This window comes from Pseudomonas sp. P4_B3 (genome assembly GCF_056402295.1).
Genome location: NZ_JBFUHR010000016.1, coordinates 41574 through 67967 on the forward strand (window position 1 = coordinate 41574; position 26394 = coordinate 67967).

Here is a 26394-nt window from a genome sequence, read left to right on the forward strand (position 1 = left end):
GGAGTGCTAGCTTCGGGTGCCTGAGTTTTTGCCATTCCTATGAGGCTCTCGCTATGACCGCACCGACTGCAATTCGCCGACTCAACGCTGCTGACCCGGATTTCGCGCATCATCTGGATCATCTGCTGAGCTGGGAAAGTGTGTCTGACGACTCGGTCAATCAGCGGGTGCTGGACATCATCAAGGCCGTGCGTGAGCGTGGCGACGCGGCACTGGTGGACTTTACCCGCCAGTTCGATGGCCTGGACGTGAAGTCCATGGCCGACCTGATCCTGCCGCGCGAGCGTCTGGAACTGGCACTTACCCGTATCTCCGTGCCGCAGCGCGAAGCGCTGGAAGTCGCCGCGGCTCGAGTGCGCAGCTACCACGAAAAACAGAAGCAGGATTCCTGGAGCTACACCGAGGCCGACGGCACGGTGCTGGGCCAGAAAGTCACGCCGCTGGACCGCGCCGGTCTGTACGTGCCGGGCGGCAAGGCGTCGTACCCGTCGTCGGTGCTGATGAACGCGATTCCGGCCAAGGTTGCAGGCGTCACCGAAGTGGTCATGGTGGTGCCAACCCCGCGCGGTGAAATCAACGAGCTGGTGCTGGCCGCTGCCTGCATCGCCGGTGTCGACCGCGTGTTCACAATCGGTGGCGCTCAAGCCGTTGCCGCATTGGCTTACGGCACCGAAAGCGTGCCGAAGGTCGATAAAGTGGTCGGCCCGGGCAACATCTATGTCGCCACCGCCAAGCGCCACGTGTTTGGCCAGGTCGGTATCGACATGATCGCCGGTCCCTCCGAGATCCTCGTGGTGTGCGACGGCCAGACCGATCCGGACTGGATCGCCATGGATCTTTTCTCCCAAGCCGAGCACGACGAAGACGCCCAGGCCATTCTGGTCAGCCCCGACGCCGAGTTCCTCGACAAGGTCGCCGCCAGCATCGCCAAGCTGATGCCGACCATGGAACGCGCCTCGATCATTGAAACCTCGATCAATGGCCGTGGTGCACTGATCAAGGTGCGCGACATGGAACAGGCCATCGAAGTCGCCAACCGCATCGCGCCGGAGCACCTCGAATTGTCCGTTGCCGATCCACAGGCCTGGCTGCCGCAAATCCGCCATGCCGGCGCGATCTTCATGGGCCGTCACACGTCCGAAGCCTTGGGTGACTACTGTGCCGGCCCGAACCACGTATTGCCGACCTCCGGCACTGCGCGTTTCTCCTCGCCGCTGGGTGTGTACGACTTCCAGAAACGCTCGTCGATCATCTTCTGCTCCGAGCAGGGCGCGTCCGAGTTGGGCAAGACCGCTTCCGTGCTGGCCCGTGGCGAGTCGCTGACCGCCCACGCGCGTAGCGCCGAATACCGCATCGTTGATGAACAAAAGGGGAACTGAACATGAGTAAATTCTGGAGCCCGTTCGTCAAGAATCTGGTGCCTTACGTCCCGGGTGAGCAGCCGAAGCTGGCAAAGCTGGTGAAGCTCAACACCAACGAAAACCCGTACGGCCCATCGCCAAAAGCCCTTGCGGCGATGCAAACCGAACTGAATGACAATCTGCGTCTGTACCCGGACCCGAACAGCGATCTGCTCAAGCAGGCCGTTGCCAGGTACTACGGCGTGCAAGGCAATCAGGTGTTCCTCGGCAACGGTTCCGATGAAGTGCTGGCGCACATCTTCCACGGTTTGCTGCAGCACGATCAGCCGCTGCTGTTCCCGGACATCAGCTACAGCTTCTATCCGGTTTACTGCGGGTTGTACGGCATCAAGTTCGACGCCGTGCCACTGGACGAGCAATTCCAGATCAACCCGGCGGACTACGCCAAGCCGAACGGCGGGATTATCTTCCCCAACCCGAACGCACCTACAGGTTGCCTGTTGGCGCTGGAGGCGGTGGAGCAGATTCTCAAGGCCAGCCCGGATTCTGTGGTCGTGGTGGACGAGGCCTACATCGACTTCGGCGGCGAGACGGCAATCACGCTGGTCGAGCGTTATCCGAACCTGCTGGTGACCCAGACCCTGTCCAAGTCCCGTTCCCTGGCCGGCCTGCGGGTGGGGCTGGCGGTCGGCCATCCGGACCTGATCGAGGCGCTGGAGCGGATCAAGAACAGCTTCAACTCCTATCCGCTGGATCGCATGGCGAATGTCGGCGCTGCCGCGGCGTTCGAGGATCGCGAGTATTTCGACAAGACCTGCCGGTTGGTGATCGAGAATCGCGAGAAGGTCGTTACGCAGCTAGAGGAGAAGGGGTTTGAAGTGCTGCCATCGGCGGCGAACTTCATTTTCGCCCGTCACCCCCGGCACGATGCGGCGGGGCTTGCGGCCAAGTTGCGTGAGCAGGGCGTGATCGTCCGGCACTTCAAGCAGGAGCGGATTGCCCAGTTCCTGCGGATCAGCATCGGCACGCCAGAGCAGAATCAGGCGCTGATCGACGGCCTGGGCGACCTGTAAACCACCGCTGACCCCTGTAGGAGCGAGCAAGCTCGCTCCTACAGGGGCTTGTCTCAGCCGCTTACTCTTCTTCTTTTTCCTTGACCGGAGCCGGCGGCGGACGCAGGCCGACTTCCGCTGTCAGCTTGAGTTCCTTGCCGTTGCGCATCACCTGGATCGCGACCTTGTCTGTCGGCTTGATCCGCGCCACCTGATTCATCGAGCGGCGGCCATCACCGGCCGGTTCGCCATCGATGGCAAGAATCACATCCCCCAGTTGCAGGCCGGCCTTCTGTGCCGGACCGTCGCGGAAAATCCCCGCCACTACAATGCCCGGGCGTCCGGACAAGCCGAACGATTCGGCCAATTCCTGGGTCAGCGGCTGCACTTCGATACCCAGCCAGCCACGAATCACCTGGCCGTGCTCGATGATCGACTTCATCACTTCCATCGCCAGCTTTACCGGGATCGCGAAACCGATGCCCTGGGAACCGCCGGATTTGGAGAAGATCGCCGTGTTGATGCCGGTCAGGTTGCCGATGGCATCCACCAGCGCACCGCCGGAGTTGCCGGGGTTGATTGCGGCGTCGGTCTGGATGAAGTCTTCGTAGTTGTTCAGGCCCAGTTGGTTGCGACCGGTGGCGCTGATGATGCCCATGGTTACGGTCTGGCCGACGCCGAACGGGTTGCCGATGGCCAGCGCGACGTCGCCGATGCGGATGTTGTCGGAACGCCCGACAGTGATCGACGGCAGGTTTTTCAGGTCGATTTTCAGCACCGCGAGATCAGTCTCCGGATCGCTGCCGATCACCCGCGCCAGGGTTTCCCGGCCGTCCTTGAGCGCCACCACGATCTGGTCGGCGCCGCTGGTCACGTGGTTGTTGGTCAGGATGTAGCCTTCCGGGCTCATGATCACGCCGGAGCCGAGGCTCGATTCCATGCGTTTCTGCTTGGGCGAGTTATCGCCGAAGAAGCGACGGAACTGCGGATCTTCGAACAACGGATGGTTGGGTTTGTTGATGACTTTGGTGGTGTACAGGTTCACCACCGACGGCGCCGCGGTGGATACCGCTTCGGCATAAGACACCGGGCCCTGCTGCATACTGGTGGTTTGCGGCGCTTGTTGCAGATTGACGTCGAGGCTTGGAAGCCCGACCCACTGCGGGTAACGCTGGATTATCAAAAGAGCGACAAGCACGCCGGCCAGCAGCGGCCAGCCGGAAAAACGCAGCGCCTTGAGCATTAAGCACTTCCTGAGAGAGTTGCAGGCGGTATGAGACCGCTCATAATGACGCGCATTATACGAGGCCGCACGCGCCTCTGAACGGGATATTTAGGAGTCTTTTATGGCCGTCGCCCTGAGCACCCTGGTCGAAGAAGCCGACCGTTACCTAAACAGCGCCAAAATCGCCGATTACTGTCCCAATGGCCTGCAGGTCGAAGGCCGTCCGCAAGTGATGCGCATTGTCAGTGGCGTCACTGCCAGCCAGGCCTTGCTCGATGCGGCAGTGGAGGCCAATGCCGACCTGGTGCTGGTGCATCATGGCTACTTCTGGAAGGGCGAGAACCCGTGCATCACCGGCATGAAGCAGCGCCGCTTGAAGACCCTGCTCAAGCACGATATCAGCCTGTTGTCCTATCACCTGCCGCTGGATCTGCACCCGGACGTCGGCAATAACGTGCAGCTCGCGCGGCAACTCGACATCACCGTCGAAGGCCCGCTGGACCCGGACAATCTGAAGATTGTCGGCCTGGTCGGCTCGCTGAATGAGCCGATGACGCCCCGGGATTTCGCCCGCCGCGTCAAGGAAGTCATGGGCCGTGAGCCGCTGTTGATCGAAGGCAGCGCGATGATCCGCCGCGTCGGCTGGTGCACCGGTGGTGGCCAGGGTTACATCGATCAGGCCATACTGGCAGGCGTCGATCTGTACCTCAGCGGCGAGGCTTCCGAGCAAACCTTCCACAGCGCCCGGGAAAACGACATCAGCTTCATCGCCGCCGGTCACCATGCCACCGAGCGCTACGGCGTTCAGGCGCTGGGGGATTATCTGGCGCGGCGCTTTGCGCTGGAACACATCTTCATCGATTGCCCGAATCCGATTTGATTTCCGACTGCAATGTGATCGCTTTTGTAGGAGCTGCCGGAGGCTGCGATCTTTTGATCTTAAAAATCAAAATCAAAAGATCGCAGCCTCCGGCAGCTCCTACAAGGAAGAGTTCGCAGTTCGACAGCCCAAACAGGCAGGCATATTCATATGCTCTTTCGATCTAGTTGGCGTCCTGATTAGAAGAGGTCGCTGTGCTAGGATTCCCCGCTCGAACACGGCCCGCTGGCCGTCCATAAGATCGTTTTCGTGAGTAGCCATGGTCGACAAACTGACGCATCTGAAACAGCTGGAGGCCGAAAGCATCCACATCATCCGCGAGGTCGCCGCCGAGTTCGATAACCCGGTGATGCTGTACTCCGTCGGTAAAGACTCCGCCGTGATGCTGCACCTTGCGCGCAAGGCATTCTTCCCGGGCAAACTGCCGTTCCCGGTGATGCACGTCGACACCCAGTGGAAGTTCAAGGAAATGTACGCGTTCCGCGACCGCATGGTCGAAGAACTGGGCCTTGACCTGCTGGTGCACGTGAATCCCGAGGGTGTTGCGCAGGGCATCAACCCGCTGACCCACGGCAGTGCCAAGCACACCGATATCATGAAAACCGAAGGCCTCAAGCAGGCCCTCGACAAGTACGGTTTCGATGCTGCTTTCGGTGGTGCCCGTCGTGACGAAGAGAAGTCCCGTGCCAAAGAGCGCGTGTATTCCTTCCGCGATACCAAGCACCGCTGGGACCCGAAAAACCAGCGTCCCGAGCTGTGGAACGTCTACAACGGCAAGGTCAACAAGGGCGAATCGATCCGCGTGTTCCCGTTGTCGAACTGGACCGAACTGGACATCTGGCAGTACATCTACCTCGAAGGCATCCCGATCGTGCCGCTGTATTTCGCCGCCGAGCGCGACGTCATCGAGATGAATGGCACCTGGATCATGATCGACGACGAACGCCTGCTCAATCACCTGAGCGATGAAGACAAGGCGCGCATCGTCAAGAAGAAGGTCCGTTTCCGCACACTGGGTGACTACCCGTTGACCGGTGCGGTCGAGTCCGAGGCCACCAGCCTGACCGACATCATTCAGGAAATGCTCCTGACGCGAACTTCCGAACGCCAGGGCCGGGTCATCGATCACGATGGCGCAGGCTCGATGGAAGAAAAGAAACGTCAGGGTTATTTCTAAGGGGTTGTCATGTCGCACGCATCTGATTTGATCAGCGAGGACATCCTCGCCTATCTGGGCCAGCACGAACGCAAGGAAATGCTGCGCTTTCTTACCTGTGGCAACGTCGATGACGGCAAGAGCACCCTGATCGGGCGTCTGCTGCACGACTCCAAAATGATCTACGAAGATCATCTGGAAGCCATCACCCGCGACTCGAAAAAAGTCGGCACCACCGGTGAAGATATCGACCTGGCGTTGCTGGTCGACGGCTTGCAGGCCGAGCGTGAGCAAGGCATCACCATTGATGTCGCCTACCGCTATTTCTCCACCGCCAAACGCAAATTCATCATCGCCGATACTCCCGGCCATGAGCAGTACACTCGCAACATGGCCACCGGTGCATCCACCTGTGACCTGGCGATCATCCTGGTCGACGCCCGTTACGGCGTGCAAACCCAGACCCGTCGCCACAGCTTCATTGCCTCGTTGCTGGGCATCAAGCACATCGTTGTCGCCATCAACAAGATGGACCTCAACGGCTTCGACGAAAACGTGTTCGAGTCGATCAAGGCCGATTACCTGAAGTTCGCCGAAGGCATCGCGTTCAAGCCGACCACCATGGCGTTCGTACCGATGTCGGCGCTCAAGGGCGACAACGTAGTGAACAAGTCCGAGCGCTCGCCGTGGTACACCGGCCAGTCGCTGATGGAAATCCTCGAAACCGTCGAAATCGCCAGCGACCGCAACTACACCGACCTGCGTTTCCCGGTGCAGTACGTCAACCGTCCGAACCTGAACTTCCGTGGTTTCGCCGGCACCCTGGCCAGTGGCGTCGTGCACAAGGGCGACGAAGTCGTGGTGCTGCCGTCGGGCAAGAGCAGTCGCGTGAAATCCATCGTCACCTTCGAAGGTGAGCTGGAGCATGCAGGTCCGGGTCAAGCGGTGACGCTGACCATGGAAGACGAGATCGATATCTCCCGCGGCGACTTGCTGGTGCATGCCGACAACCAGCCGCAAGTGACTGACGGCTTCGATGCCATGCTGGTGTGGATGGCCGAAGAGCCGATGCTGCCGGGCAAGAAATACGACATCAAGCGCGCTACGACGTACGTGCCGGGTTCGATCACCAGCATTGTCAACCGCGTTGACGTGAACACCCTGGAAGAAGGCCCTGCCAGTGCCTTGCAGCTGAACGAGATCGGTCGGGTCAAGATCAGCCTCGATGCAGCCATCGCGCTGGACGGTTACGCGAGCAACCGCACCACCGGTTCGTTCATCGTCATCGATCGTTTGACCAATGGCACCGTCGCCGCCGGCATGATCATCGCTCAACCAGTGGCGCACGGCAGTAGCACGCATCACGGCAAACTCGCGCACGTCGCCACCGAAGAACGCGCCCAGCGCTTCGGCCAGCAACCGGCCACCGTGTTGTTCAGCGGCTTGTCCGGCGCGGGCAAAAGCACGCTGGCCTATGCGGTTGAACGCAAGCTGTTCGACCTGGGCCGTGCAGTGTTCGTGCTCGATGGCCAGAACCTGCGTCACGACCTGAACAAAGGTCTGCCACAGGACCGCGCCGGGCGTACCGAGAACTGGCGTCGTGCCGCGCACGTCGCGCGTCAGTTCAACGAAGCCGGTCTGCTGACCCTGGCAGCGTTCGTTGCGCCGAGTGCCGAAGGTCGTGAGCAGGCCCGTGAACTGATCGGCAAGGAGCGTCTGCTGACGGTCTATGTCCAGGCTTCGCCGACAGTCTGCGCCGAGCGTGATCCGCAAGGTTTGTACGCAGCGGCCGGGGATAACATCCCGGGCGAGTCCTTCCCGTACGACGTGCCGCTGGATGCCGACCTGGTGATCGACACCCAGTCCGTGTCGCTGGAGGAAAGCGTCAAGCAAGTGCTGGGTCTGCTGCGTGAGCGTGGTGCGATCTAAGCGCTAGCCGGTAAAAAGAACCCCGTCGATGAGTGATCATCGGCGGGTTTTTTTATTTCAGATCGACTCGGTCAACTGTAGGAGTGAGCCTGCTCGCGATAGCGGTGGATCAGTCGACATAAATTCTGAATGTACGACCGCTATCGCGAGCAGGCTCGCTCCTACAGGGGATTAGTGTTTGCCCGGATATTCGCGATGCATCTGCGCAAGCAGAGCATCCTTGTCCTGCCACAACTGATTGATCCAGCCCTGAAACTGCAGGCGGTACTCACCATCCTGGTCATAGTTCTTGCCAATGAATTGCGGCGGAATTTTCAGCTCTTCAAAGTGCACCACCACGTCCGCCACATTCCCGCACAGCAAGTCCCAGAAACCCGGGCGCCCGGCGGGGTAGTGGATGGTCACGTTGACGATCGACTCCAGCTGCTCACCCATTGCATCCAGCACAAAGGCAATGCCTCCGGCCTTGGGCTTGAGCAGGTACTTGAAGGGTGACTGCTGCTGGGCATGCTTGCCCTTGGTGAAGCGCGTGCCTTCGACGAAGTTGAAAATGCCCACCGGGTTGTCGCGGAATTTCGCGCAGGTCTTGCGCGTGGTTTCCAGGTCCTTGCCTTTCTTCTCCGGATGCTTCTCCAGATAAGCCTTGGAGTAGCGCTTCATGAACGGAAAGCCCAGCGCCCACCAGGCCAGGCCGATCACCGGGACCCAGATCAGCGCCTGCTTGAGAAAGAACTTCAGCGGCTGAATGCGCCGGTTGAGCACGTATTGCAGCACCAGAATGTCGACCCAGCTCTGGTGGTTGCTGGTAATCAGGTACGAGTGCTGATAGTCGAGGCCTTGCAGGCCGCTGATGTGCCAGCGCGTGCGGCGCACCAGATTCATCCAGCCTTTGTTGATGCTGATCCAGGCTTCGTGGGTATGACTCATCAGCCAGCCCGCGAGACGCTGGGTGAAGGCGAACGGCAATACCTTGACCAGCGCCACGCAGAACAGAAACGAGCAGAGCAAAATCGTGTTCAGCGCCAACAGCAGCGAGGCGATCACGCCCCGCAGCGCAGCAGGTAGAAAATCCAGCATTTACACATCCATAGGTCGGTTGGCTGCCTGGATCGCGGTCAACGCGATTGTGTAGACGATGTCATCGACCTGCGCGCCGCGCGGCAAATCGTTCACCGGTTTGCGCAGGCCTTGCAGCATTGGCCCGAGGCTGACGCAGTCGGCGCTGCGCTGCACGGCTTTGTGCGTGGTGTTGCCGGTGTTCAGGTCGGGAAACACGAATACCGTGGCGCGACCGGCGACCTGACTGTTCGGCGCCAGTTGCCGGGCGACGTCTTCGTTGGCGGCGGCGTCGTATTGCAAGGGGCCGTCGATCAGCAGCGAGTGCTGTTGTTCGTGGGCGAGCAGGGTCGCCTCGCGGACCTTCTCGACTTCTTCGCCGCTGGCGGATTCACCGCTGGAGTAGCTGATCATCGCTACCCGTGGCGTGATGCCGAAGGCGGCGGCCGAGTCAGCGCTTTGCAGGGCGATCTCGGCCAGTTCGCTGGCACTTGGGTGCGGGTTCATCACGCAGTCGCCATAAACCAGCACCTCTTCCGGAAACAGCATGAAGAACACCGACGACACCAGGGTGCAGCCAGGCGCGGTTTTAATCAGTTGCAGGGCCGGGCGGATGGTGTTGGCGGTGGTGTTGATCACGCCCGACACGAGGCCGTCGACTTCATCCAGGGCCAGCATCATGGTGCCGATCACCACAGTGTCTTCCAGTTGTTGCTCGGCCATCGGCGCGTTGAGGCTTTTGCTTTTGCGCAGCGCGACCATTGGCTCGACATAACGCTCGCGGATCAAGTCCGGATCAATGATTTCCAGGCCTGGCGGCAATTCGATGCCCTGGGCGCGGGCGACGGCCTGCACGTCTTCGGGCTTGGCCAGCAACACACAGCGAGCGATGCCACGGGCCTGGCAGATCGCGGCAGCCTGTACGGTAAACGGCTCGCTGCCTTCGGGCAACACGATGCGCTTGTTGGCCGCCTGGGCGCGCTGGATCAATTGATAGCGGAAAACTGCTGGCGACAGGCGCATCTCCCGCGGCGTACCGCAACGCTGATGCAACCAGTTGGCATCGAGGTGGCTGGCGATGAAATCGGTGATGATTTCGGCGCGCTCGCGGTCATCGATGGGAATTTCCTTGTTCAGGCCATTGAGCAGGTTGGCGGTGTCGTAGGAGCCGGTACTCACCGACAGCACCGGCAACCCGGCCTGCAGGGCGCCGCGGCACAGGTCCATGATGCGTGGGTCGGGCAGGGTGTCGCTGGTCAGCAGCAGGCCGGCCAGCGGTACGCCGTTCAAGGCCGCGAGGCTGACGGCGAGGATGATGTCATCGCGGTCGCCGGGGGTTACCACCAGCACGCCGGGCTTGAGCAACTCCACGGTGTTGCGCATGGTGCGGGCGCAAATGATGATCTTGGTCATGCGCCGGGTTTCGTAATCACCGGCGTTGAGCACTTGCGCGCCCATCAGGTCGGCGACGTCGCGGGTGCGCGGGGCGTTCAGTTCCGGCTGGAACGGAATGCAGCCGAGCAGACGGAAATCCCCACTGCGCAGCAACGGCGAATGTTCCTTCAGGCGCGTGGCGAAGGCCTCCATGCTTTCCTCGGTCTTGACCTTGTTGAGGATCACACCAAGGACTTTCGGGTCTTTCGGGCCGCCGAACAATTGCGCCTGCAACTCGACGCGACCGGAGAGCTCGGTCAGCACTTCGTTTTCCGGTGCCGAGACCAGGATCACCTCGGCGTCGAGGCTCTTGGCCAGATGCAGGTTGACCCGCGCGGCATAACTGGCGCTGCGGGTCGGCACCATGCCTTCGACGATCAGCACGTCCTTGCCGATGGCCGCCTGCTGATAAAGGACGATGATTTCTTCGAGCAACTCATCGAGCTGACCGTCGCCGAGCATGCGCTCGACATGGGCCAGGCCCAAGGGCTGGGGTGGTTTCAAGCCGTGGGTACGCGCCACCAGTTCGGTGGAACGTTCCGGGCCCGTGTCGCCCGGATGCGGCTGGGCAATCGGTTTGAAAAAGCCGACCTTGAGGCCGGCGCGCTCAAGAGTACGCACCAGCCCGAGGCTGATGGAGGTCAGACCCACACCAAAATCGGTGGGCGCGATAAAAAAAGTTTGCATGCGGATTCTCTGGAGGTGCATGGCAAAGGTGAACGCCTATAACTGGCGATCTACCGAAATTCAGTCGCCAAGGTTATCGCTAACCGAGCCTTGTGCGCACCAACCACAATCAAAGGGTTGGCCTATTTTTTCCTGGCGCTGCGCAGGGTCCATGACCCAGGCGCGCGATTGCCATGGTGGCTGGTGCCGCAGGTGTTGGGTGTGGCCGCAGGAAAGCTCGGCCACCCAGTGTCCGTCCTCGTCCTGGTGGAAGCCTGTGATCGTCGAGTCCCGTCTGTCCGTGTTGTGTTCGCTTTCGGACGATTGCTTCGCTAAACTTGGCCTTTCAATCTTCTTATGCAAAAGGTCTCGCCCCATGCTGATCGCCGCCAATAAGGCTGTCTCCATCGACTATACCCTGACCAACGACGCTGGTGAGGTCATCGACAGCTCCGCCGGCGGCGCGCCGCTGGTCTACCTGCAAGGCGCAGGCAACATCATCCCGGGCCTGGAAAAGGCTCTGGAAGGCAAAGCGGTCGGCGACGAACTGACCGTAGCCGTTGAACCGGAAGACGCTTACGGCGAGTACGCTGCCGAACTGGTCAGCACCCTGAGCCGCAGCATGTTCGAAGGCGTCGATGAGCTGGAAGTGGGCATGCAGTTCCACGCTTCCGCACCGGACGGCCAGATGCAGATCGTGACCATCCGTGATCTGGACGGCGACGACGTCACCGTTGACGGCAACCACCCGTTGGCCGGTCAGCGCCTGAATTTCCAGGTCAAGATCGTTGCCATCCGTGATGCCAGCCAGGAAGAAATCGCTCATGGCCACGTCCATGGCGAAGGTGGCCATCACCACTGATTTCTGCGCTAAGCTCAGATAACTGGAGAGGCGCCTTGTGGGCGCCTTTTTAGTATGCGGCTGTCTCTGACGACACCGCCAAGTGACTGTTTCAAGAAGAACACGGGAATCTGGAGTACGCCATGAGTGCTTTTCACGACCTTAAATTGACAGCCCTGGATGGTCAGGAGCTACCTCTGGCGCCTTTCAAAGGCCAAGTCGTGCTGGTGGTCAACGTCGCCTCCAAATGCGGCTTGACCCCGCAGTACGCGGCGCTGGAAAACCTCTACCAGCAATACAAGGCCAAAGGCTTCAGCGTGTTGGGCTTGCCGTGCAACCAGTTTGCCGGGCAGGAACCGGGGACCGAGCAGCAGATCAAGGATTTCTGCAGCCTCAACTATGGCGTGACCTTCCCGTTGTCCAGCAAGCTGGAAGTCAACGGGCATGACCGTCATCAGTTGTACCGCTTGCTGGCGGGCGAGGGTGCGGAATTTCCCGGCGACATCACCTGGAACTTCGAGAAGTTCCTGCTGGGCAAGGACGGCCGCGTGCTGGCGCGGTTCTCGCCGCGAACGGCGCCGGATGATCCGTCTGTGGTTCATGCGATCGAAAAAGCATTGGGCTGACATTCTCCTGTAGGAGCTGGCTTGCCAGCGAAAGCGGTGTCCCTGACACACCGCGTCGCCTGATTCGCCAGCAAGCCGGCTCCTACGTTATTTACTATCTTTTGATCCTTAATCACCGCAATCAATAGTGCTGTTCAAAGCGGCGCTCACTTCATATTATCGTCGTCATAAAATTTCTTCCCGTGGAGCGTCCCATGCCCGTCAAAGCCCTGTTCAAACCGTTCCACCTCGGCACCCTCGAACTGCCGACCCGCGTCGTCATGGCGCCGATGACCCGCTCCTTTTCCCCGGGCGGCGTGCCTGATTCCAAAGTGATCGAATACTACCGTCGCCGCGCCGCAGCGGGCGTCGGCCTGATCGTCACCGAAGGCACCACCGTCGGTCACAAGGCGTCCAACGGCTACCCGAACGTTCCGCATTTCTACGGTGAAGCGGCCCTGGCCGGCTGGAAGAAAGTCGTCGATGCCGTTCACGCCGAAGGCGGCAAGATCGTTCCACAGTTGTGGCATGTGGGCAGCGTACGTCGTATCGGCACCGAGCCGGACGCCAGCGTGCCGGGTTATGGCCCGTCGGAAAAAGTGAAGGAAGGTCAGGTCGTGGTGCACGGCATGACCAAGCAAGACATCCAGGACGTGATCGCCGCGTTCGCCCAGGCCGCCAAGGATGCCCAGAGCATCGGCATGGACGGCGTGGAAATCCACGGTGCCCACGGTTACTTGATCGACCAGTTCTTCTGGGAAGGCAGCAACCAGCGTACCGACGAGTACGGCGGCAGCCTGGCCAACCGTTCGCGCTTCGCCATTGAATTGATTCAGGCCGTGCGTGCCGCAGTCGGTGAAGGTTTCCCAATCATCTTCCGTTTCTCCCAGTGGAAGCAGCAGGACTACACCGCACGCCTGGTGCAAACCCCGGAAGCCTTGGGCGAGTTTCTCAAGCCGCTGGCGGATGCGGGCGTGGATATTTTCCACTGCTCGACCCGCCGTTTCTGGGAGCCGGAGTTCGACGGTTCCGAGTTGAATCTGGCCGGCTGGACCCGTCAACTCACCGGCAAGCCGACCATCACCGTAGGCAGCGTCGGCCTGGATGGCGAGTTCCTGCAGTTCATGGTCAACACCGACAAGGTCGCACAGCCCGCCAGCCTGGAAAAACTGCTGGAGCGCCTGAACAACGACGAGTTTGACCTGGTAGCGGTCGGTCGTGCGTTGCTGGTGGACCCGGACTGGGCGCAGAAAGTGCGCGACGGCCGTGAGGAAGACATTCTGCCGTTCAGCCGTGAGGCGTTGATGACGCTGGTTTAAGCGGCGTCTTCGAAGCCCTCTTCGCTGGCAAGCCAGCTCCTATAGAAAACGCGCAAATCCTGTAGGAGCTGGCTTGCCAGCGAAGCTTTTCAAGGCAGCAACGCAGCATCCGGCACTGACTGTTGCTGCATGCAAGCCCCGCGCAACTGTCCCTCGAACTGTTCGATAATCGTCGCCCAACCCTGGCGACTGGCATGCTGGCGGGCATTGAGCCGCACATTGCGCAAGGCTTCCCTTTCCTCCAGCAGCCATGCCGCTGCATCGCAGAACGCTTCTTCATCTCCCGGCATCGCCAGCACGCCGTTGTAGCCATGACGAATATGCTGGGCGGCTGCCGCCTGGTCGTAGGCCACCACGCCGAGCCCCGAGGCAAGTGCTTCAAGCACTACATTGCCAAAGGTTTCGGTCAGGCTCGGAAACAAAAACACGTCGCCCGAAGCGTAGTGACACGCCAGGGCTTCACCCCGTTGGGTACCACAGAAAATCGCCTCGGGGATTTCGTTTTCCAGTTCCTGGCGCTGCGGGCCATCGCCGACAACGATCAGTTTCAGGATGCGCTGGGGATAACTCGCCTTGAGGGTATTGAAGGTACGCTTGAGCAGGCCGAGGTTTTTTTCCGGGGCCAGGCGTCCGACATGAATGACGGCGATGTCTGCCTCGGCCAGTCCCCATTGCTCGCGCAGGGCATTCAAGCGTTTGGCCGGGTGAAACAATTCGCTGTCGACCCCTCGGGACAGCAACGCCAGTCGTTCGAAATGACGTCGCTCCAGTTCCATGCGCTGACTGACGCTGGGCACCAGGGTCATGGTCGAGCGGTTGTGGAACCAGCGCAGGTAGTGAGTCAGCAGGCGCGTGAGCAAACCAAGCCCGTACTGGTTGGAGTATTGCTGGAAATTGGTGTGAAAACCGCTGACCACGGAAATCCCCAGTCGCCGTGCCGCACGCAATGCAGAGAGGCCCAGCGGGCCCTCGGTGGCGATGTAGAGCACATCCGGGCGATGACGCGTCCAGCGCCGCAGCAGCTTGTGCATCGACGACTGACCCCATTGCAGGCCGGGATAACCCGGTAGCGGCCAGCCGCGGCATAGCAGCAGTTCATCGTCGCTGCCCAGCTGTTGGTCGCAGCCCTGACGCGGTCGCACCAGTTCCACCTGATGCCCGCGTGCGCGCAAACCGTCGCACAAGTGCCCCAGGGTATTGGCCACGCCGTTGATTTCCGGAGGGAAGGTTTCGGTGATCAGGGTGATATGCAGAGCTGTCGTCATGACCCCAGTGTCGGCTGGGGGCATGTCGTCAGTGTGACGTCTGGATGATGGATTTGTGACTGCGGTACCGGAGCTGATGGCTCAGCGCTGCGCCACCAGGTTTTCCGCGCCGCGCTCACGCACCCAGAACAGCGTTGCCCCGGCCACGGCGGCCGGCATCATCAGGATGTTGACCACCGGGATCAGCAGCACCAGGTAGACGATGCCGCCGAAGCTCATGCTTTGCCAGCGCTTCTGTCGCAGCCAGGCGAGCATTTCGTTCCAGCCCAGTTTGTGGTTGTCCGCCGGGTAGTCGATGTACTGGATCGCCATCATCCACACCCCGAACAACAGCCACAGCGGCGCGGCGATGATGTTCACCACCGGGATGAACGAGAGGATGAACAGCCCGATAGCCCGGGGCAGGAAGTAGCCGAGCTTGCGCATTTCCCGGGCCAGGGTGCGCGGGATCATCGCAATCAGTTCGCCCCAGCTGAAGGTCGGGAAGTCGTCGGTGCCGCGCACCACCACCTCGACTTTCTCCGCCAGGAAACCGTTGAATGGCGCGGCAATGACGTTGGCGAGCATGGTGAAGGTGAAGAACACCATCAGCACGACGAGCACCACGAACAGCGGCCAGAGGATGTAGCTGAGAAAACTCAGCCAGTCGGGCAGGGACGGCATCAGCGTATCGACCCACAAGCTGAATTGATGGCCGGCCAGGTAGATCAATCCGACGAACAGCACCAGGTTGATCGCCAACGGCAACAACACGAACAAACGCAGGCTGGGGCTCAGCACCAGCTTGAGGCCTTCGCGCAGGTATTGCGGGCCGGACAGAACGGGGGCAGGCATGATGTGCTCCGAGCAAAGGGAAAACGCGCCGACCTTACCGGCTTTGCTTCATGTGCGAAAGCGCGGCAGTGGTATCGACATTCACTGTAACAAAGACGTCGATATCGTCGGTCAGATGGCATAGAGACCACCTATGAGCTGGATTGTTAATCCGTATTTCCTTAATCTTCGCCCCCTCGATACGCTGCACCCAATCTTTTTACAGGACGGTCGGGTTCAAGCCTTCCCCAAGTGCTTTCAACCGTTCTTTTTTATTCCAGCCGGCAATCCGGCGTTCCGCGCCAGGTGTTCCGGGCCGGTCAACAGGAGCAGGTCATGTCTGAAGTCCGTCATTCGCGAGTGATTATTCTCGGTTCCGGCCCTGCCGGTTACAGCGCCGCGGTCTATGCCGCCCGTGCCAACCTCAAGCCACTGCTGATCACCGGCATGCAGGCTGGCGGTCAACTGACCACCACCACCGAAGTCGACAACTGGCCGGGCGACGTCCACGGCCTGACCGGCCCGGCGCTGATGGAGCGGATGCGCGAGCACGCCGAGCGTTTCGAAACCGAGATCGTTTTCGATCACATCAATGCCGTGGACTTCGCCGCCAAGCCGTACACCCTGACCGGCGACAGCGCGACTTACACCTGCGACGCCCTGATCATCGCCACCGGCGCCAGCGCTCGTTACCTGGGCCTGCCATCGGAAGATGCCTTCATGGGCAAAGGCGTTTCGGCCTGCGCGACCTGCGACGGTTTCTTCTACCGCAACAAGCCGGTTGCCGTGGTCGGCGGCGGCAACACCGCTGTTGAAGAGGCCCTGTACCTGGCCAACATCGCCAGCAAGGTGACCTTGATCCACCGTCGCGAGACTTTCCGCGCCGAGAAGATCCTGATCGACAAGCTGAATGCCCGTGTTGCCGAAGGCAAGATCGAGCTGAAGCTGAACGCGACCCTGGACGAAGTGCTGGGCGACAACATGGGTGTGACCGGTGCGCGCCTGAAGAACAACGACGGCAGCTTCGACGAAGTGAAAGTCGACGGCGTGTTCATCGCCATCGGCCACACGCCAAACACTTCGCTGTTCGAAGGCCAGTTGACCCTGAAAGACGGCTACCTTGTTGTGCAGGGCGGCCGTGACGGCAACGCCACCGCCACCAGCCTCGAAGGCATCTTCGCCGCCGGTGACGTGGCTGACCACGTGTACCGTCAGGCCATCACCTCCGCTGGCGCCGGTTGCATGGCGGCACTGGATGCCGAGCGTTACCTCGACAATCTGCAGAACGCTTGATTCTGCTTTCGTCGAAATGAAAAAACCGGCTTCGGCCGGTTTTTTATGGGCAACACAAATGCGCTCCCTGTAGGAGCTGCCGAACCTTCGGCAGCTCCTACAGGGGAGATATGCTTAGGCCAGTTTGGCCAGGCACGCCTCAAGGATGTCGAGCCCTTCCTCCAGCACCGTTGCCTCGATGGTCAACGGTGCCAGCAGGCGAATGATGTTCCGCGATTTGCCGCTGGGCATCAACAGCAGGCCCGCGTCCCGCGCCAGGGCCAGCAGTTGGGTCAATTGGGCCGGTGCGGGCGAGCCATCGGCGTTGATCAGCTCGATGCCACGCATGGCGCCGACGCCGGTCAGGCGTCCCACGTACGGCGTCAGCTTGTTCGCGCGCCAGGTTGCATGGCGGCCGACAATCGCTTCTTCCTGTTGGGCACCCCAAGCGTGCAGGTTGGCATCGGTCATTTCGTCCAGGGTTGCCAATGCCGCTGCACAGGCGATGGGATTGCCGGAGTAAGTGCCGCCGAGTCCGCCCTTGGGCAAGTTGTCGAGCAGCGACTTGCGCCCGACCACCGCACCCAGCGGCACACCGCCGGCGATGCTTTTGCCGAGCAGGATCAGGTCTGGTTCGATGCCTAATCGCGAGAACGCGAAGCGCTGGCCGGTTCGGCCGAAACCGGACTGGATTTCATCGGCGATCAGCACAATGCCCTTGTCGTCGCAGAACTTGCGCAGCGCCTGGGCGAACTCGGCCTCCATGGCCAGGAAGCCCGCTTCGCCCTGCACCGGTTCGACGATAAAGCAGGCGACGTCCTCGACATCGATCTCGACGCTGAACAGGCGCTCCATGGCTTTGAGGGCCTCGGCACCGGTGACGCCGTTGTCCTGGCTGGGGAAGGGCAGGTGAAATACCGGCCCCGGCAGCACGCCGACTTTCTGTTTGTAGGGCGCGACTTTGCCGTTGAGGTTGAGGGTGGCCAGTGTGCGGCCGTGGAAAGCGCCGTCGAAGGCGATGACCACGCTACGGCCGGTGGCGCCACGGACGATCTTCAGGGCGTTTTCCGCTGCTTCCGCGCCGCTGTTGGTGAGCATGCCGCTGACCGGGTAACTCACCGGCATGAACGCGCTGAGGCGATCCATCAGTTCGAGGTAAGGCACATGGGGCGCTGCATTGAACGCGTAATGGGTCAGTCGGGTGGCTTGTTCGCGGATGGCTTCGACGATACGCGGATGGCAATGGCCGAGGTTCAACACGCCGATGCCGCCGACAAAGTCGATGTAGCGTTTGCCATCGGTGTCCCAGACCTCGGCGTTTTTACCGTGGCTGAGCGTGACAGGGTGAACGATGTTGATCGACTGGCTGATGGATTCGCTGCGCATGGATGACCGGCTCGAAAGAAGGGAGGCTTCTTTTTATCTAAGCCGTGAGCGGTGGTACCCGGCAAACGAAATAAAGTTGCCGGGTCAATCTTAAAAGTCGGGTTGTGGTTTCAAACACAGCTGAACCTGTAGGAGCTGGCTTGCCAGCGAAGGCGTCCGCAAGAATGATGCAAAACTCAATGGACCCTTCGCCGGCAAGCCGGCTCCTACAGGAATGCGGTTATCGGCGGGTCAGCGGTTGCTGAGCGAACTTCACCCCGGCCAGGCCATGGGCAATCAACGCGCGGATATTGCCATGGTCGCTGCCTTCCGGCGTCGCCAGCACCGAACGGTAATGCTCGCCGAAAGCCAGCAGGGCTTCTGCATCACTCAAGCCTTCGAGCAACGCCAGACCCAGGGTCTTGCACGAGCCTTCGTTCTGCCCGGCCGCGTTTTCCACGCCACCATTGTTGAAAGCCTGAGGCTGGTAGTCGTAACCGGCAGCAATGAACGCCAGAGTATCGGCGAAGGCGTGTTCGCCGCTGTTGAGGCTGGCGCGCAGGGTGTTCAAATCACTCATTGGGTTTTCCTTTGGCGAACGCCGCCTGTTGTTCGGCGTTGGCTTCTTGCTGAAATTGGGCTTTCCACTCGGCGTACGGCATGCCGTAAACCACTTCGCGGGCTTCATCGAGGCTGACCTCGATCTGGCGTTCGTCAGCCGCCGCCTTGTACCACTTGGACAGGCAGTTGCGGCAGAAGCCCGAGAGGTTCATCAGGTCGATGTTTTGCACATCCTTACGGCTGTCGAGGTGGGCCACCAGCCGGCGAAAGGCGGCGGCTTCGAGTTCCAGGCGTTGTTGATCGGTCATGGCGGTCTCTGCGAGACAGCTTCAAGCGGCACGCTTGAAGCTGCAAGTTGGATGGCGGTGGCTGCAAGTTTACAGCCTGGCGCTTGTGGCTTGAAGCTAGCGGCTCGCTGCCAGCGTAATCGACACCGACTCGGCAAATCGCAGCGCGTGGGGCTTGTCGACCTCGACCTCGGCGTAGAGCACCGATGCGTTAGCCATCACCAGGTCGAGAATTTCCTGGGTCAGGCGTTCGAGCAGCGCAAAGCGGTTGCCTTCCACATGGGCAATGATCGCCTTGGTAATGGTTCGGTAGTTCAACGCGTGATCGATGTCGTTGTCCCGCACCGCTTCCTGGGCTGCGTACAGGATGGTGAGGTTGATCAGCACATCCTGCTTGTTGAGGATTTCATCCTCGTTGATGCCGATGAAGGTACGCAGGCACAGGTCTTTGACCCGGATGCGTGCCATGCCTGGCTGAAGTTGTGGCATTGCTACTTGCTCCGTCCAATCAATTGCAGGAACTCCTGGCGGGTGTTGCTCGACTCGCGGAAGGCGCCGAGCATCACCGAGGTGTTCATGGTCGAATTCTGTTTCTCGACGCCGCGCATCATCATGCACATGTGCTGTGCCTCGATGACCACCGCGACGCCTGCCGCGCCGGTCACCTGTTGCACGGCGTCGGCGATTTGCCGGGTGAGGTTTTCCTGGATTTGCAGGCGCCGGGCGAACATGTCCACCAGCCGTGCGATCTTCGACAGGCCCAGCACTTTGCCGGTTGGAATATAAGCCACATGCGCCTTGCCGATGAAGGGCAGCATGTGGTGTTCGCAAAGCGAGTACAGCTCGATGTTGTCGACGATGACCATTTCATCGTTGTCGGAGGCGAACAGCGCGCCATTGACGATCTCTTCGACACTTTGCTCGTAACCATGGCAAAGGTACTGCATGGCTTTGGCTGCACGCGTCGGTGTATCGAGCAAACCCTCGCGGTCGGGGTTTTCGCCGAGGCCGATGAGGATCTCTCGATAATTCTGGGGCAGCGATAACGTCATGGAAAATCCTCGCGGGACACTTATTTGATGTGCCTTCCGCCGTTGACGGTCAGGGTGGTGCCGGTGACATAAGGGTTGTCGAGCAGATAGCGCAGGCTCTGGTAGATCACTTCGCAGCCGGGTTCGATGCCCAGCGCGGACTTGGCCAGCACCTTGGCGCGGTGGGCCGCGTCGTCCTCAGGGTTGAACAGTAGCAGGGCTGGCGCGATCCCGTTGACCTTGATGGCCGGCGCGTACCTGGCGGCGAAGGACAGGGTCAGGCTGTCGAGCCCGGCTTTGCTGGCGCAATAGCCGATGTGCCTGCTACTGCCCTTGCGGGTCACGTCATCGCTGATGTGCACGATGTCTGCGGGGCTTGAGCGTTGCAGCAGGTCGGCGCAATGCAGGTTGATCAGGTAGGGCGCCAGCATGTGCACGCTGAACATGCGGGTGAACGCTGCAGCGTCGGTGTCCGGCGTTTCGGCCAGCCATTCGGAGGCGTTGTGGACAATCGCCCGTAAACAGTCGGTGTGGGTTTTCAGTTCGCTGATGAAGGCGAGGATCCCGGCCTCGCTGGCGAAGTCCGCGAACACCGCGGTGGCCCCCAGATCGCGCAGGGCTTGTACGCCGGGTCGTTCGCTGCGGTAGCTGAAAATCACGCGCTGGCCATCTTCCAGCAGTCGCCGGGCGCAATGCAGGCCGACACGCTGGCCGGCTCCGGTAATGAGGATGGGGGCTGCAGAAAAAGTCATGAACGGCTCGCGTCGCGGTGAGAACAAAACTATACCAGCGACGGGAGCGCTCTACCTATTGTGCGCAATATCAGTGGTTTTGGGTGGAGGGGGCGGCGGGCAAGCGGCGTACGGGCGTGCTGTTCAGCCAATTGGCCAGCAAACGGGTCGACAGTGGAATGAAGAAATACACCATCAACGGCGTCAGGCACAGGGTGCTGATGAACATGCGGAGCAGCAGCGCCATCTCACTCAGCAGCGACCCCAGCGCAAAGTTGAACAGCAGGGAAACCGGAAAGAACGCCAACCAGATTGCCACGGCCTGTTTCCAGCGCGGCGGGCGCTGACCGACGGCACCGAACCAGCCCTCGATGCCGCTGACCCGATGTTCCGTCGGGTGGGCGAACAACTCGCTGCCGCGTCCGAGCCAGGCGCTGCGCGAAGCGGAATGCTCCCAGGCATGCAGGGTCTGCTCGTCGGCGAAGCGGAAGATAATCTGGAACTCGTCATCACCGGGCGGCGGTGCGAGTACCCCGGAGCCAAGGTAGCCAGGAAAGTCGGTGGCCAGTTGTTCGCCTTCGCGCAGCCAGGCGATCAGGTCTTGATAACGTCCATTGGCAACGCGGCGCGCAACCATCAGCGTGACGGGAGGGGTAGACATTGTGCATCTCCGTAGACATTTGCGTCGCTCCGGATAGGAACTTCGCCAGGCGCAGCGCCGGGGTAGTGGGCTGCGGCTTGAAACAAGCAAGGATTATTCCTGATTCTGCCGGTTTCGTCTTTGAGCGATTTTTTTCGATTATGAACTTGAATCGTTGTGGGGCAGAGGAGTTAAATGGGGTCCCATCTGCACATGGACATACAATCCTAGATGCCTGTCCTTACTGACGTAGTTTCAGGTGTACCGCGGGCTGTCTCCCTTGAACAGGAACAGCTCTATCCGATTCGCGAGGTGGCGCGCCTGACAGGCGTCAATCCGGTCACGCTTCGAGCCTGGGAGCGACGTTATGGCCTGATTGTTCCAATGCGCACCGAAAGTGGGCATCGCCTGTATTCGCTGACCGATATCGAACGGGTTCGCAATGTCCTCGGCTGGGTCGAGCGCGGTGTAGTCGTCAGCAAGATCGGCAGGATCCTGGCCAAAACCCAGCCGCTCCAGGCGTTGTCGCACATTATCCCCAACAACCTCGTGGAAGCCGATTATGCACAGTGGCAGCAGCAGGTTCTTGCTGCGGTCAACGGGTTTGACGACATTCGGCTGGAGCAGGTCTACGGGCAAATCTTTTCCAGTCACGCCCTGCCGGTGGTGTTTCAGGACATTCTGATCCCTGTCTGGAAGCAATTGTTGCAACGACAGGACCAGTTCGGCGGGACCAGCGAGTGGTTGTTCCTGGATGGATTTTTGCGTTCCCGGGTGGTGCAGCGTCTGTTGTTGCTGCGAGACAAACAGCCGCCTCGGGTGGTCATCTGTGCCTTGGTTGGCCATTGCCGCGAGCTGGAACTGTTGGTCGCCGCCCTGTTTCTGAGTGCCGGGCCAGCGGCCGTTCGCGTGCTGAACATTGGTCAGCCGTTCGATGAGCTGGTGCTGACGTGTGAAAGGGTCAAGCCCTTGGCGCTGGTGTTGTTTTCCAATCATGTGCCGGCTCCCGAGTTGCCGCGGCGCTTGAATCGCCTGGCCATGAGTCTGGAGTGCCGATTGTTGTTGGCCGGTGATGCTTGCGATCTGGTACAGGAGAGCCTGGCCGGGTCATCGATCGGATGCCTGGGCAATGAAGGGGAGGTCATGAGCCAGCGTCTGAAGCAGTTCCTGGCGGGTAGTCTGGATACTTGAGGTTCAGAGGTGCAGCGCGGGATGAGTCAACCGATGTTGTTGCAGGATGAACTGGCGCAGGCGCTCGGTTTCGTCCGTATCGCTCTGGCTCAGTTGATAGGCATAGAAGCCCTGTTCGTTTTCTTTCTCGAAAGTGCCACGCAAGGCAATCCGCTCATAGCCTGACGGGCTGAACCACAAGGCGAAATGCTTCGGCGGCTTGGTCTTGTTGCGAACCTCCAGCAAAACCCCTTTGCACGACACTTCGTGCACCCAGAGGGTGCCTGTTTGACCCTTGGCGTTTTCCAGTGCTACCGGTTCGTCCAGTACCAGGCGCCAAGGCCGGACCATCGGTCCGTCTTCATAGATGCTCGGCACGCCGAGGCGCAGGTGTAGCGCATGGAACTCGTCTTCCACCAGGTGCAGGGGGAAGGTCATTTGCTGGTTTTCGAAGGTGGCTTGAATGGTCACCTGCTCATGGGCCGCCAGGCGGGTGAGCAGGTCACGAATTTGCGATCCCCCGTTGACGAGCAGGCTCGACGTCGCGTCCCGCACATTGAGTTGCGGGTTGTGTTGCATGCTCTGGATGAAATCCAGCTCATCCTGGGTCAGGAGTGCGTCGCGTTGCATGGCCAGCTCAAAAGATATAGTTACAAAGTCAGCGGTGATTGTAGTTACTGACCATTAATTCTTGATTTGGTTTTTGCCGTTCGTCGCCTTGAGCGCCGTCAGTTCGGCCTGGAGTTCAGCCAACTGCGCTTCAAGCTGTGTCACGCGCTGTTGTGTCTTGACCTGCGCGGTGACATCTTTCTGCACGCCGACAAAGTAGGTTTGCCCGTCCGCTGGATTTTTCACCGTTGAAAGGGACAGCTCGTTCCAGAACGGTGTGCCGTCCTTGCGGTAGTTGCGCAGTATTTCCCGGCAGGATCCTTCACGGTTCAAGGCGTCGCGAATCAACGGCAGGGCTTCCTGGTCGCGGTCTCCCGACTGCAGGAAGCGGCAATCCTGATAGAGGATTTCTTCGCTGGAGTACCCCGTCAGGCGTTCGAACGCGGGGTTGACGTAAATGAGGATTTTGTCCTGATCGCCTTCCTTTTCCGCAATCACGATACCGTCGTTGGAGGTGTTGATCGCCATTTGCAGCAGTTGCGCATTAATCATCGGAGGATCCTTTCCTGATTGATTGTCGATTGCATTCTAAAAGAACAATCACGACCGTGCTGTTAATATCCGGGTCTTTTACTCGGATTCAGGATCAGATTGATGAAAGTCGCCATCATTTCCGGCTCGGTGTACGGCACGGCCGAAGAAGTTGCCCGCCACGCCGCCAGCCTGTTGAAAGCCGCCGGTTTCGAAACCTTTCACAACCCGCGTGCGACCCTCGCCGATCTCCAGGCGTTCGGCCCCGAAGCCTTTCTGGCGGTGACCTCGACCACCGGCATGGGTGAGCTGCCGGACAACCTGCAACCGCTGTATTCGACCATTCGCGACCAATTGCCAGCGGCCTGGCGCGGTTTGCCGGGCGCGGTGATCGGATTGGGTGATGCGAGTTATGGCGATACTTTTTGTGGCGGCGGCGAGCAGATGCGCGAATTGTTCGGTGAGCTGGGCATTCGCGAAGTACTGCCAATGCTGCGGCTGGATGCCAGCGAGAGCGTGACCCCCGAGACGGACGCCGAGCCCTGGCTGGCGGACCTGATCAACGCACTGCGCGCCTGATCGTTGCCCCGGCATCCTTGCCAGTCAGGGTTCTGACAGTACGGTAAAAAACTGTCTGTCAGACCATCGCTGGCGCCGGTCGTTTGACATGGATCCAGGGTGGCTGGGCGACTGACTCGCAGGGCCACAAAGCTGGCTGCGAATGCAAGTACACGAACCTCAAGGGGTGACTAGACTCGGTAAACATAGGAAACACTCCATCATAAAAACACCGAGGTTCCTTGCCGTGACTGTCGCTCCTGTCCAATCGCCACACAGAGTCAAACACCAGGTCAGTGCTGCCGAGTGGCAGACCCGCGTCGACCTGGCGGCTTGTTATCGCCTGGTCGCTCAACACGGCTGGGATGACCTGATCTTCACCCATATCTCCGCCAAGGTGCCTGGCACCGAAGATTTCCTGATCAACCCGTTCGGGTTGATGTTTCATGAAATTACCGCGTCGAGCCTGGTCAAGGTGGATCAGGCCGGCAACAAGCTGATGGACAGTCCTTACGAGATCAATCCGGCGGGATACACCATCCACAGCGCCGTGCATGAAGTTCGTCACGATGTCGTCTGCGTGCTCCACACCCACACCGCTTCAGGGGTGGCGGTGTCGGCACAGAAGCAGGGCGTTTTGCCGATCAGCCAACAGTCGTTGTTCGTGCTTTCCAGCCTGGCCTACCACGCCTACGAAGGCGTAGCGCTCAACCATGAAGAGAAAGTGCGGCTGCAGGCCGACCTCGGTGAAAACAATTTCCTGATGCTGCATAACCACGGTCTGCTGACCTGCGGCAGCACCATCGCCGATACGTTCCTGATGATGTTCACCTTTCAGCGTGCCTGCGACATTCAGGTCATGGCGCAAAACGGTGCCACTGAACTGATCGCCATCGAACCGCGGATTCTGGCCGGCGCCAAAGCCATGATCGCGGGTGTCACCAGAAGTGCTCAAGGCATGGGCGGAGCGCTGGCGTGGCCGGCGCTGCTGCGCAAACTCGATAAACTGGACCCGGGCTATAAACTCTGATGGAACTCGCCGAGATCCCTCTGTGTGTCTGGCGCAAGCGCAGCCAGACGTTCATCTTTCGTGACCAGAGCATCCGTTACTGGACAGCAGGGCAGGGTGAGCCACTGCTGCTCATTCACGGCTTTCCGTCCGCCAGTTGGGACTGGCATTACCTGTGGCAGCCTTTGACCCAGCGGTTTCGCGTGATCGCTTGCGACATGCTGGGCTTCGGCGATTCAGCTAAACCTGCGAATCACGAATACAGCCTGCTGGAGCAAGCGGATCTGCAACAGGCACTGCTTGAACACCTGAATGTCGAACAGCCGGTGCACCTGTTTGCCCACGATTACGGCGACAGCGTGGCCCAGGAACTGCTGGCCCGGCATTACGAGTCGCGGGTGGAGCTGGCCAGTTGCGTGTTTCTCAATGGCGGGTTGTTTCCGGAAACCCATCGCCCGGTATTGATGCAAAAACTCTTGCTCAGCCCTTTGGGCTGGATCATTGGCCGTGCCTTCAGCCGTGATGGCCTGGTGAGAAGCTTCCGGCAGATTTTCGGTCCGCAAACCCGTCCCAGTGAAAGCCAGATGGATGACTTCTGGAGCCTGGTCGAAAGCCAGCGCGGGCCACGGATCATGCACAAATTGATCGCCTACATCCCGGAGCGACGCGTCTGGCGCAACCGCTGGGTGAGCGCGATGCAACGCGGTGAAGTGCCGCTGCGAGTGATCGACGGCGGGGTCGATCCGATCTCCGGCGTGCACATGGTCGAGCGTTACCGGGAACTGATCCCGAAGGCGGACACGGTGGTGTTGCCCGACATTGGCCACTACCCACAGATCGAGGCGCCCTGCGAGGTGCTCAAGCACTACCTGGCGTTTCGCGATCAACTGCTCTTGCCGTCGCGCAAGGTGGCGTGTTCCTGATTCGTAGCGTTGAACCTGTTCTGCTTCTGTGGCGAGGGAGCAAGCTCCCTCGCCACAGGGGGCGCGTCATCCTGTCCGACGCGATCATCATCCCCCAGCCTTATC

Annotated in this window: 28 protein-coding genes; 13 read left to right on the plus strand and 15 right to left on the minus strand. The window is 60.3% G+C overall.

The window, feature by feature from the left end; genetic code table 11:
• Positions 1-53 precede the first annotated feature (53 nt).
• Together hisD and hisC are read left to right on the plus strand one after the other, a co-directional pair.
• Entirely contained in the window at positions 54-1379 is a 1326-nt protein-coding gene (gene hisD, locus AC1DWG_RS19190; protein WP_477763221.1) for a histidinol dehydrogenase, read from the plus strand.
• A 2-nt stretch (positions 1380-1381) separates the two neighbouring features.
• Positions 1382-2434 carry a histidinol-phosphate transaminase gene (gene hisC, locus AC1DWG_RS19195; protein ID WP_477753421.1) on the plus strand — a complete coding sequence of 351 codons (1053 nt, stop codon included), beginning with the start codon at positions 1382-1384 and terminating at the stop codon, positions 2432-2434.
• Positions 2435-2495: 61 nt separating this feature from the next.
• Here hisC and algW read toward each other — a convergent pair whose 3' ends face one another.
• On the minus strand, positions 2496-3656 hold the full coding sequence (algW, locus tag AC1DWG_RS19200; RefSeq protein WP_223455591.1) for a Do family serine endopeptidase AlgW: 1161 nt from the start codon (positions 3654-3656) through the stop codon (positions 2496-2498).
• Positions 3657-3759: 103 nt separating this feature from the next.
• Here algW and AC1DWG_RS19205 point away from each other — a divergent pair, with 103 nt between their 5' ends.
• From AC1DWG_RS19205 to cysN, 3 genes are all read left to right on the plus strand, one after another.
• Positions 3760-4518: a Nif3-like dinuclear metal center hexameric protein gene (locus tag AC1DWG_RS19205; protein WP_477753423.1), complete on the plus strand. Its 759-nt coding sequence runs from the start codon at positions 3760-3762 to the stop codon at positions 4516-4518.
• Between the two features lie 259 nt (positions 4519-4777).
• A complete protein-coding gene (gene cysD, locus AC1DWG_RS19210) occupies positions 4778-5695 on the plus strand; it encodes a sulfate adenylyltransferase subunit CysD (RefSeq protein WP_008008639.1) in 918 nt (305 codons plus the stop codon).
• Positions 5696-5704: 9 nt separating this feature from the next.
• Positions 5705-7603 (plus strand): sulfate adenylyltransferase subunit CysN, encoded by a 1899-nt coding sequence (cysN, locus tag AC1DWG_RS19215; RefSeq protein ID WP_477755362.1) that lies wholly within the window; start codon positions 5705-5707, stop codon positions 7601-7603.
• A 171-nt stretch (positions 7604-7774) separates the two neighbouring features.
• Here cysN and AC1DWG_RS19220 read toward each other — a convergent pair whose 3' ends face one another.
• The 3 genes from AC1DWG_RS19220 to AC1DWG_RS19230 are packed head-to-tail and all read right to left on the minus strand — an operon-like array spanning position 7775 to position 11167.
• Positions 7775-8680, minus strand: coding sequence for an acyltransferase (locus AC1DWG_RS19220; RefSeq protein ID WP_477763222.1), 906 nt, complete (start codon positions 8678-8680; stop codon positions 7775-7777).
• Positions 8681-10780: a phosphate acetyltransferase gene (pta, locus tag AC1DWG_RS19225; protein ID WP_477755364.1), complete on the minus strand. Its 2100-nt coding sequence runs from the start codon at positions 10778-10780 to the stop codon at positions 8681-8683.
• Positions 10781-10840: 60 nt separating this feature from the next.
• The gene (locus AC1DWG_RS19230) at positions 10841-11167 is read right to left on the minus strand and encodes a DUF3565 domain-containing protein (RefSeq protein ID WP_477755365.1); all 327 of its coding nucleotides are present in this window, start codon (positions 11165-11167) and stop codon (positions 10841-10843) included.
• On the opposite strand from AC1DWG_RS19230, the gene AC1DWG_RS19235 reads away from it, so the two are divergent.
• The 3 genes from AC1DWG_RS19235 (at position 11136) to AC1DWG_RS19245 (ending at position 13524) form a co-directional block, all read left to right on the plus strand.
• On the plus strand, positions 11136-11621 hold the full coding sequence (locus tag AC1DWG_RS19235; RefSeq protein ID WP_007942189.1) for an FKBP-type peptidyl-prolyl cis-trans isomerase: 486 nt from the start codon (positions 11136-11138) through the stop codon (positions 11619-11621). The two genes, AC1DWG_RS19230 and AC1DWG_RS19235, sit on opposite strands and share 32 nt — an antisense overlap.
• Before the next feature lie 122 nt (positions 11622-11743).
• On the plus strand, positions 11744-12226 hold the full coding sequence (locus tag AC1DWG_RS19240; RefSeq protein WP_477763223.1) for a glutathione peroxidase: 483 nt from the start codon (positions 11744-11746) through the stop codon (positions 12224-12226).
• A 194-nt stretch (positions 12227-12420) separates the two neighbouring features.
• The gene (locus tag AC1DWG_RS19245; RefSeq protein WP_477788200.1) at positions 12421-13524 is read left to right on the plus strand and encodes an NADH:flavin oxidoreductase; all 1104 of its coding nucleotides are present in this window, start codon (positions 12421-12423) and stop codon (positions 13522-13524) included.
• 89 nt (positions 13525-13613) lie between these two features.
• On the opposite strand, the gene AC1DWG_RS19250 is transcribed toward AC1DWG_RS19245, so the two are convergent.
• A complete protein-coding gene (locus AC1DWG_RS19250; protein ID WP_477763225.1) occupies positions 13614-14813 on the minus strand; it encodes a glycosyltransferase family 4 protein in 1200 nt (399 codons plus the stop codon).
• Between the two features lie 57 nt (positions 14814-14870).
• Positions 14871-15623, minus strand: a complete 753-nt coding sequence (cysZ, locus tag AC1DWG_RS19255; protein WP_477760007.1) for a sulfate transporter CysZ — start codon at positions 15621-15623, stop codon at positions 14871-14873.
• Positions 15624-15938: 315 nt separating this feature from the next.
• On the opposite strand from cysZ, the gene trxB reads away from it, so the two are divergent.
• On the plus strand, positions 15939-16895 hold the full coding sequence (trxB, locus tag AC1DWG_RS19260) for a thioredoxin-disulfide reductase (protein ID WP_477763226.1): 957 nt from the start codon (positions 15939-15941) through the stop codon (positions 16893-16895).
• 114 nt (positions 16896-17009) lie between these two features.
• On the opposite strand, the gene AC1DWG_RS19265 is transcribed toward trxB, so the two are convergent.
• The 7 genes from AC1DWG_RS19265 to AC1DWG_RS19295 all read right to left on the minus strand — a co-directional run bounded on the left by AC1DWG_RS19265 (position 17010) and on the right by AC1DWG_RS19295 (position 21510).
• Positions 17010-18260 (minus strand): 2-aminoadipate transaminase, encoded by a 1251-nt coding sequence (locus tag AC1DWG_RS19265; protein ID WP_477763227.1) that lies wholly within the window; start codon positions 18258-18260, stop codon positions 17010-17012.
• Positions 18261-18480: 220 nt separating this feature from the next.
• A complete protein-coding gene (locus AC1DWG_RS19270; protein ID WP_477788201.1) occupies positions 18481-18819 on the minus strand; it encodes a HopJ type III effector protein in 339 nt (112 codons plus the stop codon).
• Positions 18812-19108 (minus strand): DUF1244 domain-containing protein, encoded by a 297-nt coding sequence (locus AC1DWG_RS19275; RefSeq protein WP_218429330.1) that lies wholly within the window; start codon positions 19106-19108, stop codon positions 18812-18814. The genes AC1DWG_RS19270 and AC1DWG_RS19275 overlap by 8 nt, the downstream gene beginning before the upstream one ends.
• A 96-nt stretch (positions 19109-19204) precedes the next feature.
• Complete coding sequence (gene folX, locus AC1DWG_RS19280) at positions 19205-19576, minus strand: dihydroneopterin triphosphate 2'-epimerase (RefSeq protein ID WP_007970304.1); 372 nt, start codon at positions 19574-19576, stop codon at positions 19205-19207.
• Positions 19577-19578: 2 nt separating this feature from the next.
• On the minus strand, positions 19579-20139 hold the full coding sequence (gene folE / locus AC1DWG_RS19285; RefSeq protein WP_223455605.1) for a GTP cyclohydrolase I FolE: 561 nt from the start codon (positions 20137-20139) through the stop codon (positions 19579-19581).
• Positions 20140-20159: 20 nt separating this feature from the next.
• Positions 20160-20870, minus strand: a complete 711-nt coding sequence (gene folM / locus AC1DWG_RS19290) for a dihydromonapterin reductase (protein ID WP_477788202.1) — start codon at positions 20868-20870, stop codon at positions 20160-20162.
• Positions 20871-20940: 70 nt separating this feature from the next.
• The gene (locus tag AC1DWG_RS19295) at positions 20941-21510 is read right to left on the minus strand and encodes an antibiotic biosynthesis monooxygenase (RefSeq protein ID WP_477763229.1); all 570 of its coding nucleotides are present in this window, start codon (positions 21508-21510) and stop codon (positions 20941-20943) included.
• 210 nt (positions 21511-21720) lie between these two features.
• Between AC1DWG_RS19295 and AC1DWG_RS19300 the strand changes: the two genes are divergently transcribed.
• Complete coding sequence (locus AC1DWG_RS19300) at positions 21721-22680, plus strand: MerR family transcriptional regulator (protein WP_477763230.1); 960 nt, start codon at positions 21721-21723, stop codon at positions 22678-22680.
• Positions 22681-22683: 3 nt separating this feature from the next.
• Here the strand turns inward: AC1DWG_RS19300 and AC1DWG_RS19305 are convergent, their stop codons facing one another.
• Complete coding sequence (locus AC1DWG_RS19305; protein WP_477752948.1) at positions 22684-23289, minus strand: hypothetical protein; 606 nt, start codon at positions 23287-23289, stop codon at positions 22684-22686.
• Between the two features lie 54 nt (positions 23290-23343).
• Complete coding sequence (locus AC1DWG_RS19310) at positions 23344-23820, minus strand: PAS domain S-box protein (RefSeq protein WP_477752947.1); 477 nt, start codon at positions 23818-23820, stop codon at positions 23344-23346.
• Between the two features lie 102 nt (positions 23821-23922).
• Between AC1DWG_RS19310 and AC1DWG_RS19315 the strand changes: the two genes are divergently transcribed.
• The 3 genes from AC1DWG_RS19315 to AC1DWG_RS19325 all read left to right on the plus strand — a co-directional run bounded on the left by AC1DWG_RS19315 (position 23923) and on the right by AC1DWG_RS19325 (position 26289).
• Positions 23923-24378, plus strand: coding sequence for a flavodoxin (locus AC1DWG_RS19315; RefSeq protein WP_477752946.1), 456 nt, complete (start codon positions 23923-23925; stop codon positions 24376-24378).
• Positions 24379-24604: 226 nt separating this feature from the next.
• Positions 24605-25387 (plus strand): class II aldolase/adducin family protein, encoded by a 783-nt coding sequence (locus AC1DWG_RS19320; protein ID WP_477763231.1) that lies wholly within the window; start codon positions 24605-24607, stop codon positions 25385-25387.
• A complete protein-coding gene (locus AC1DWG_RS19325) occupies positions 25387-26289 on the plus strand; it encodes an alpha/beta fold hydrolase (protein WP_477752944.1) in 903 nt (300 codons plus the stop codon). Before AC1DWG_RS19320 ends, AC1DWG_RS19325 begins: the two co-directional genes overlap by 1 nt.
• The last annotated feature ends 105 nt before the right edge of the window (positions 26290-26394 follow it).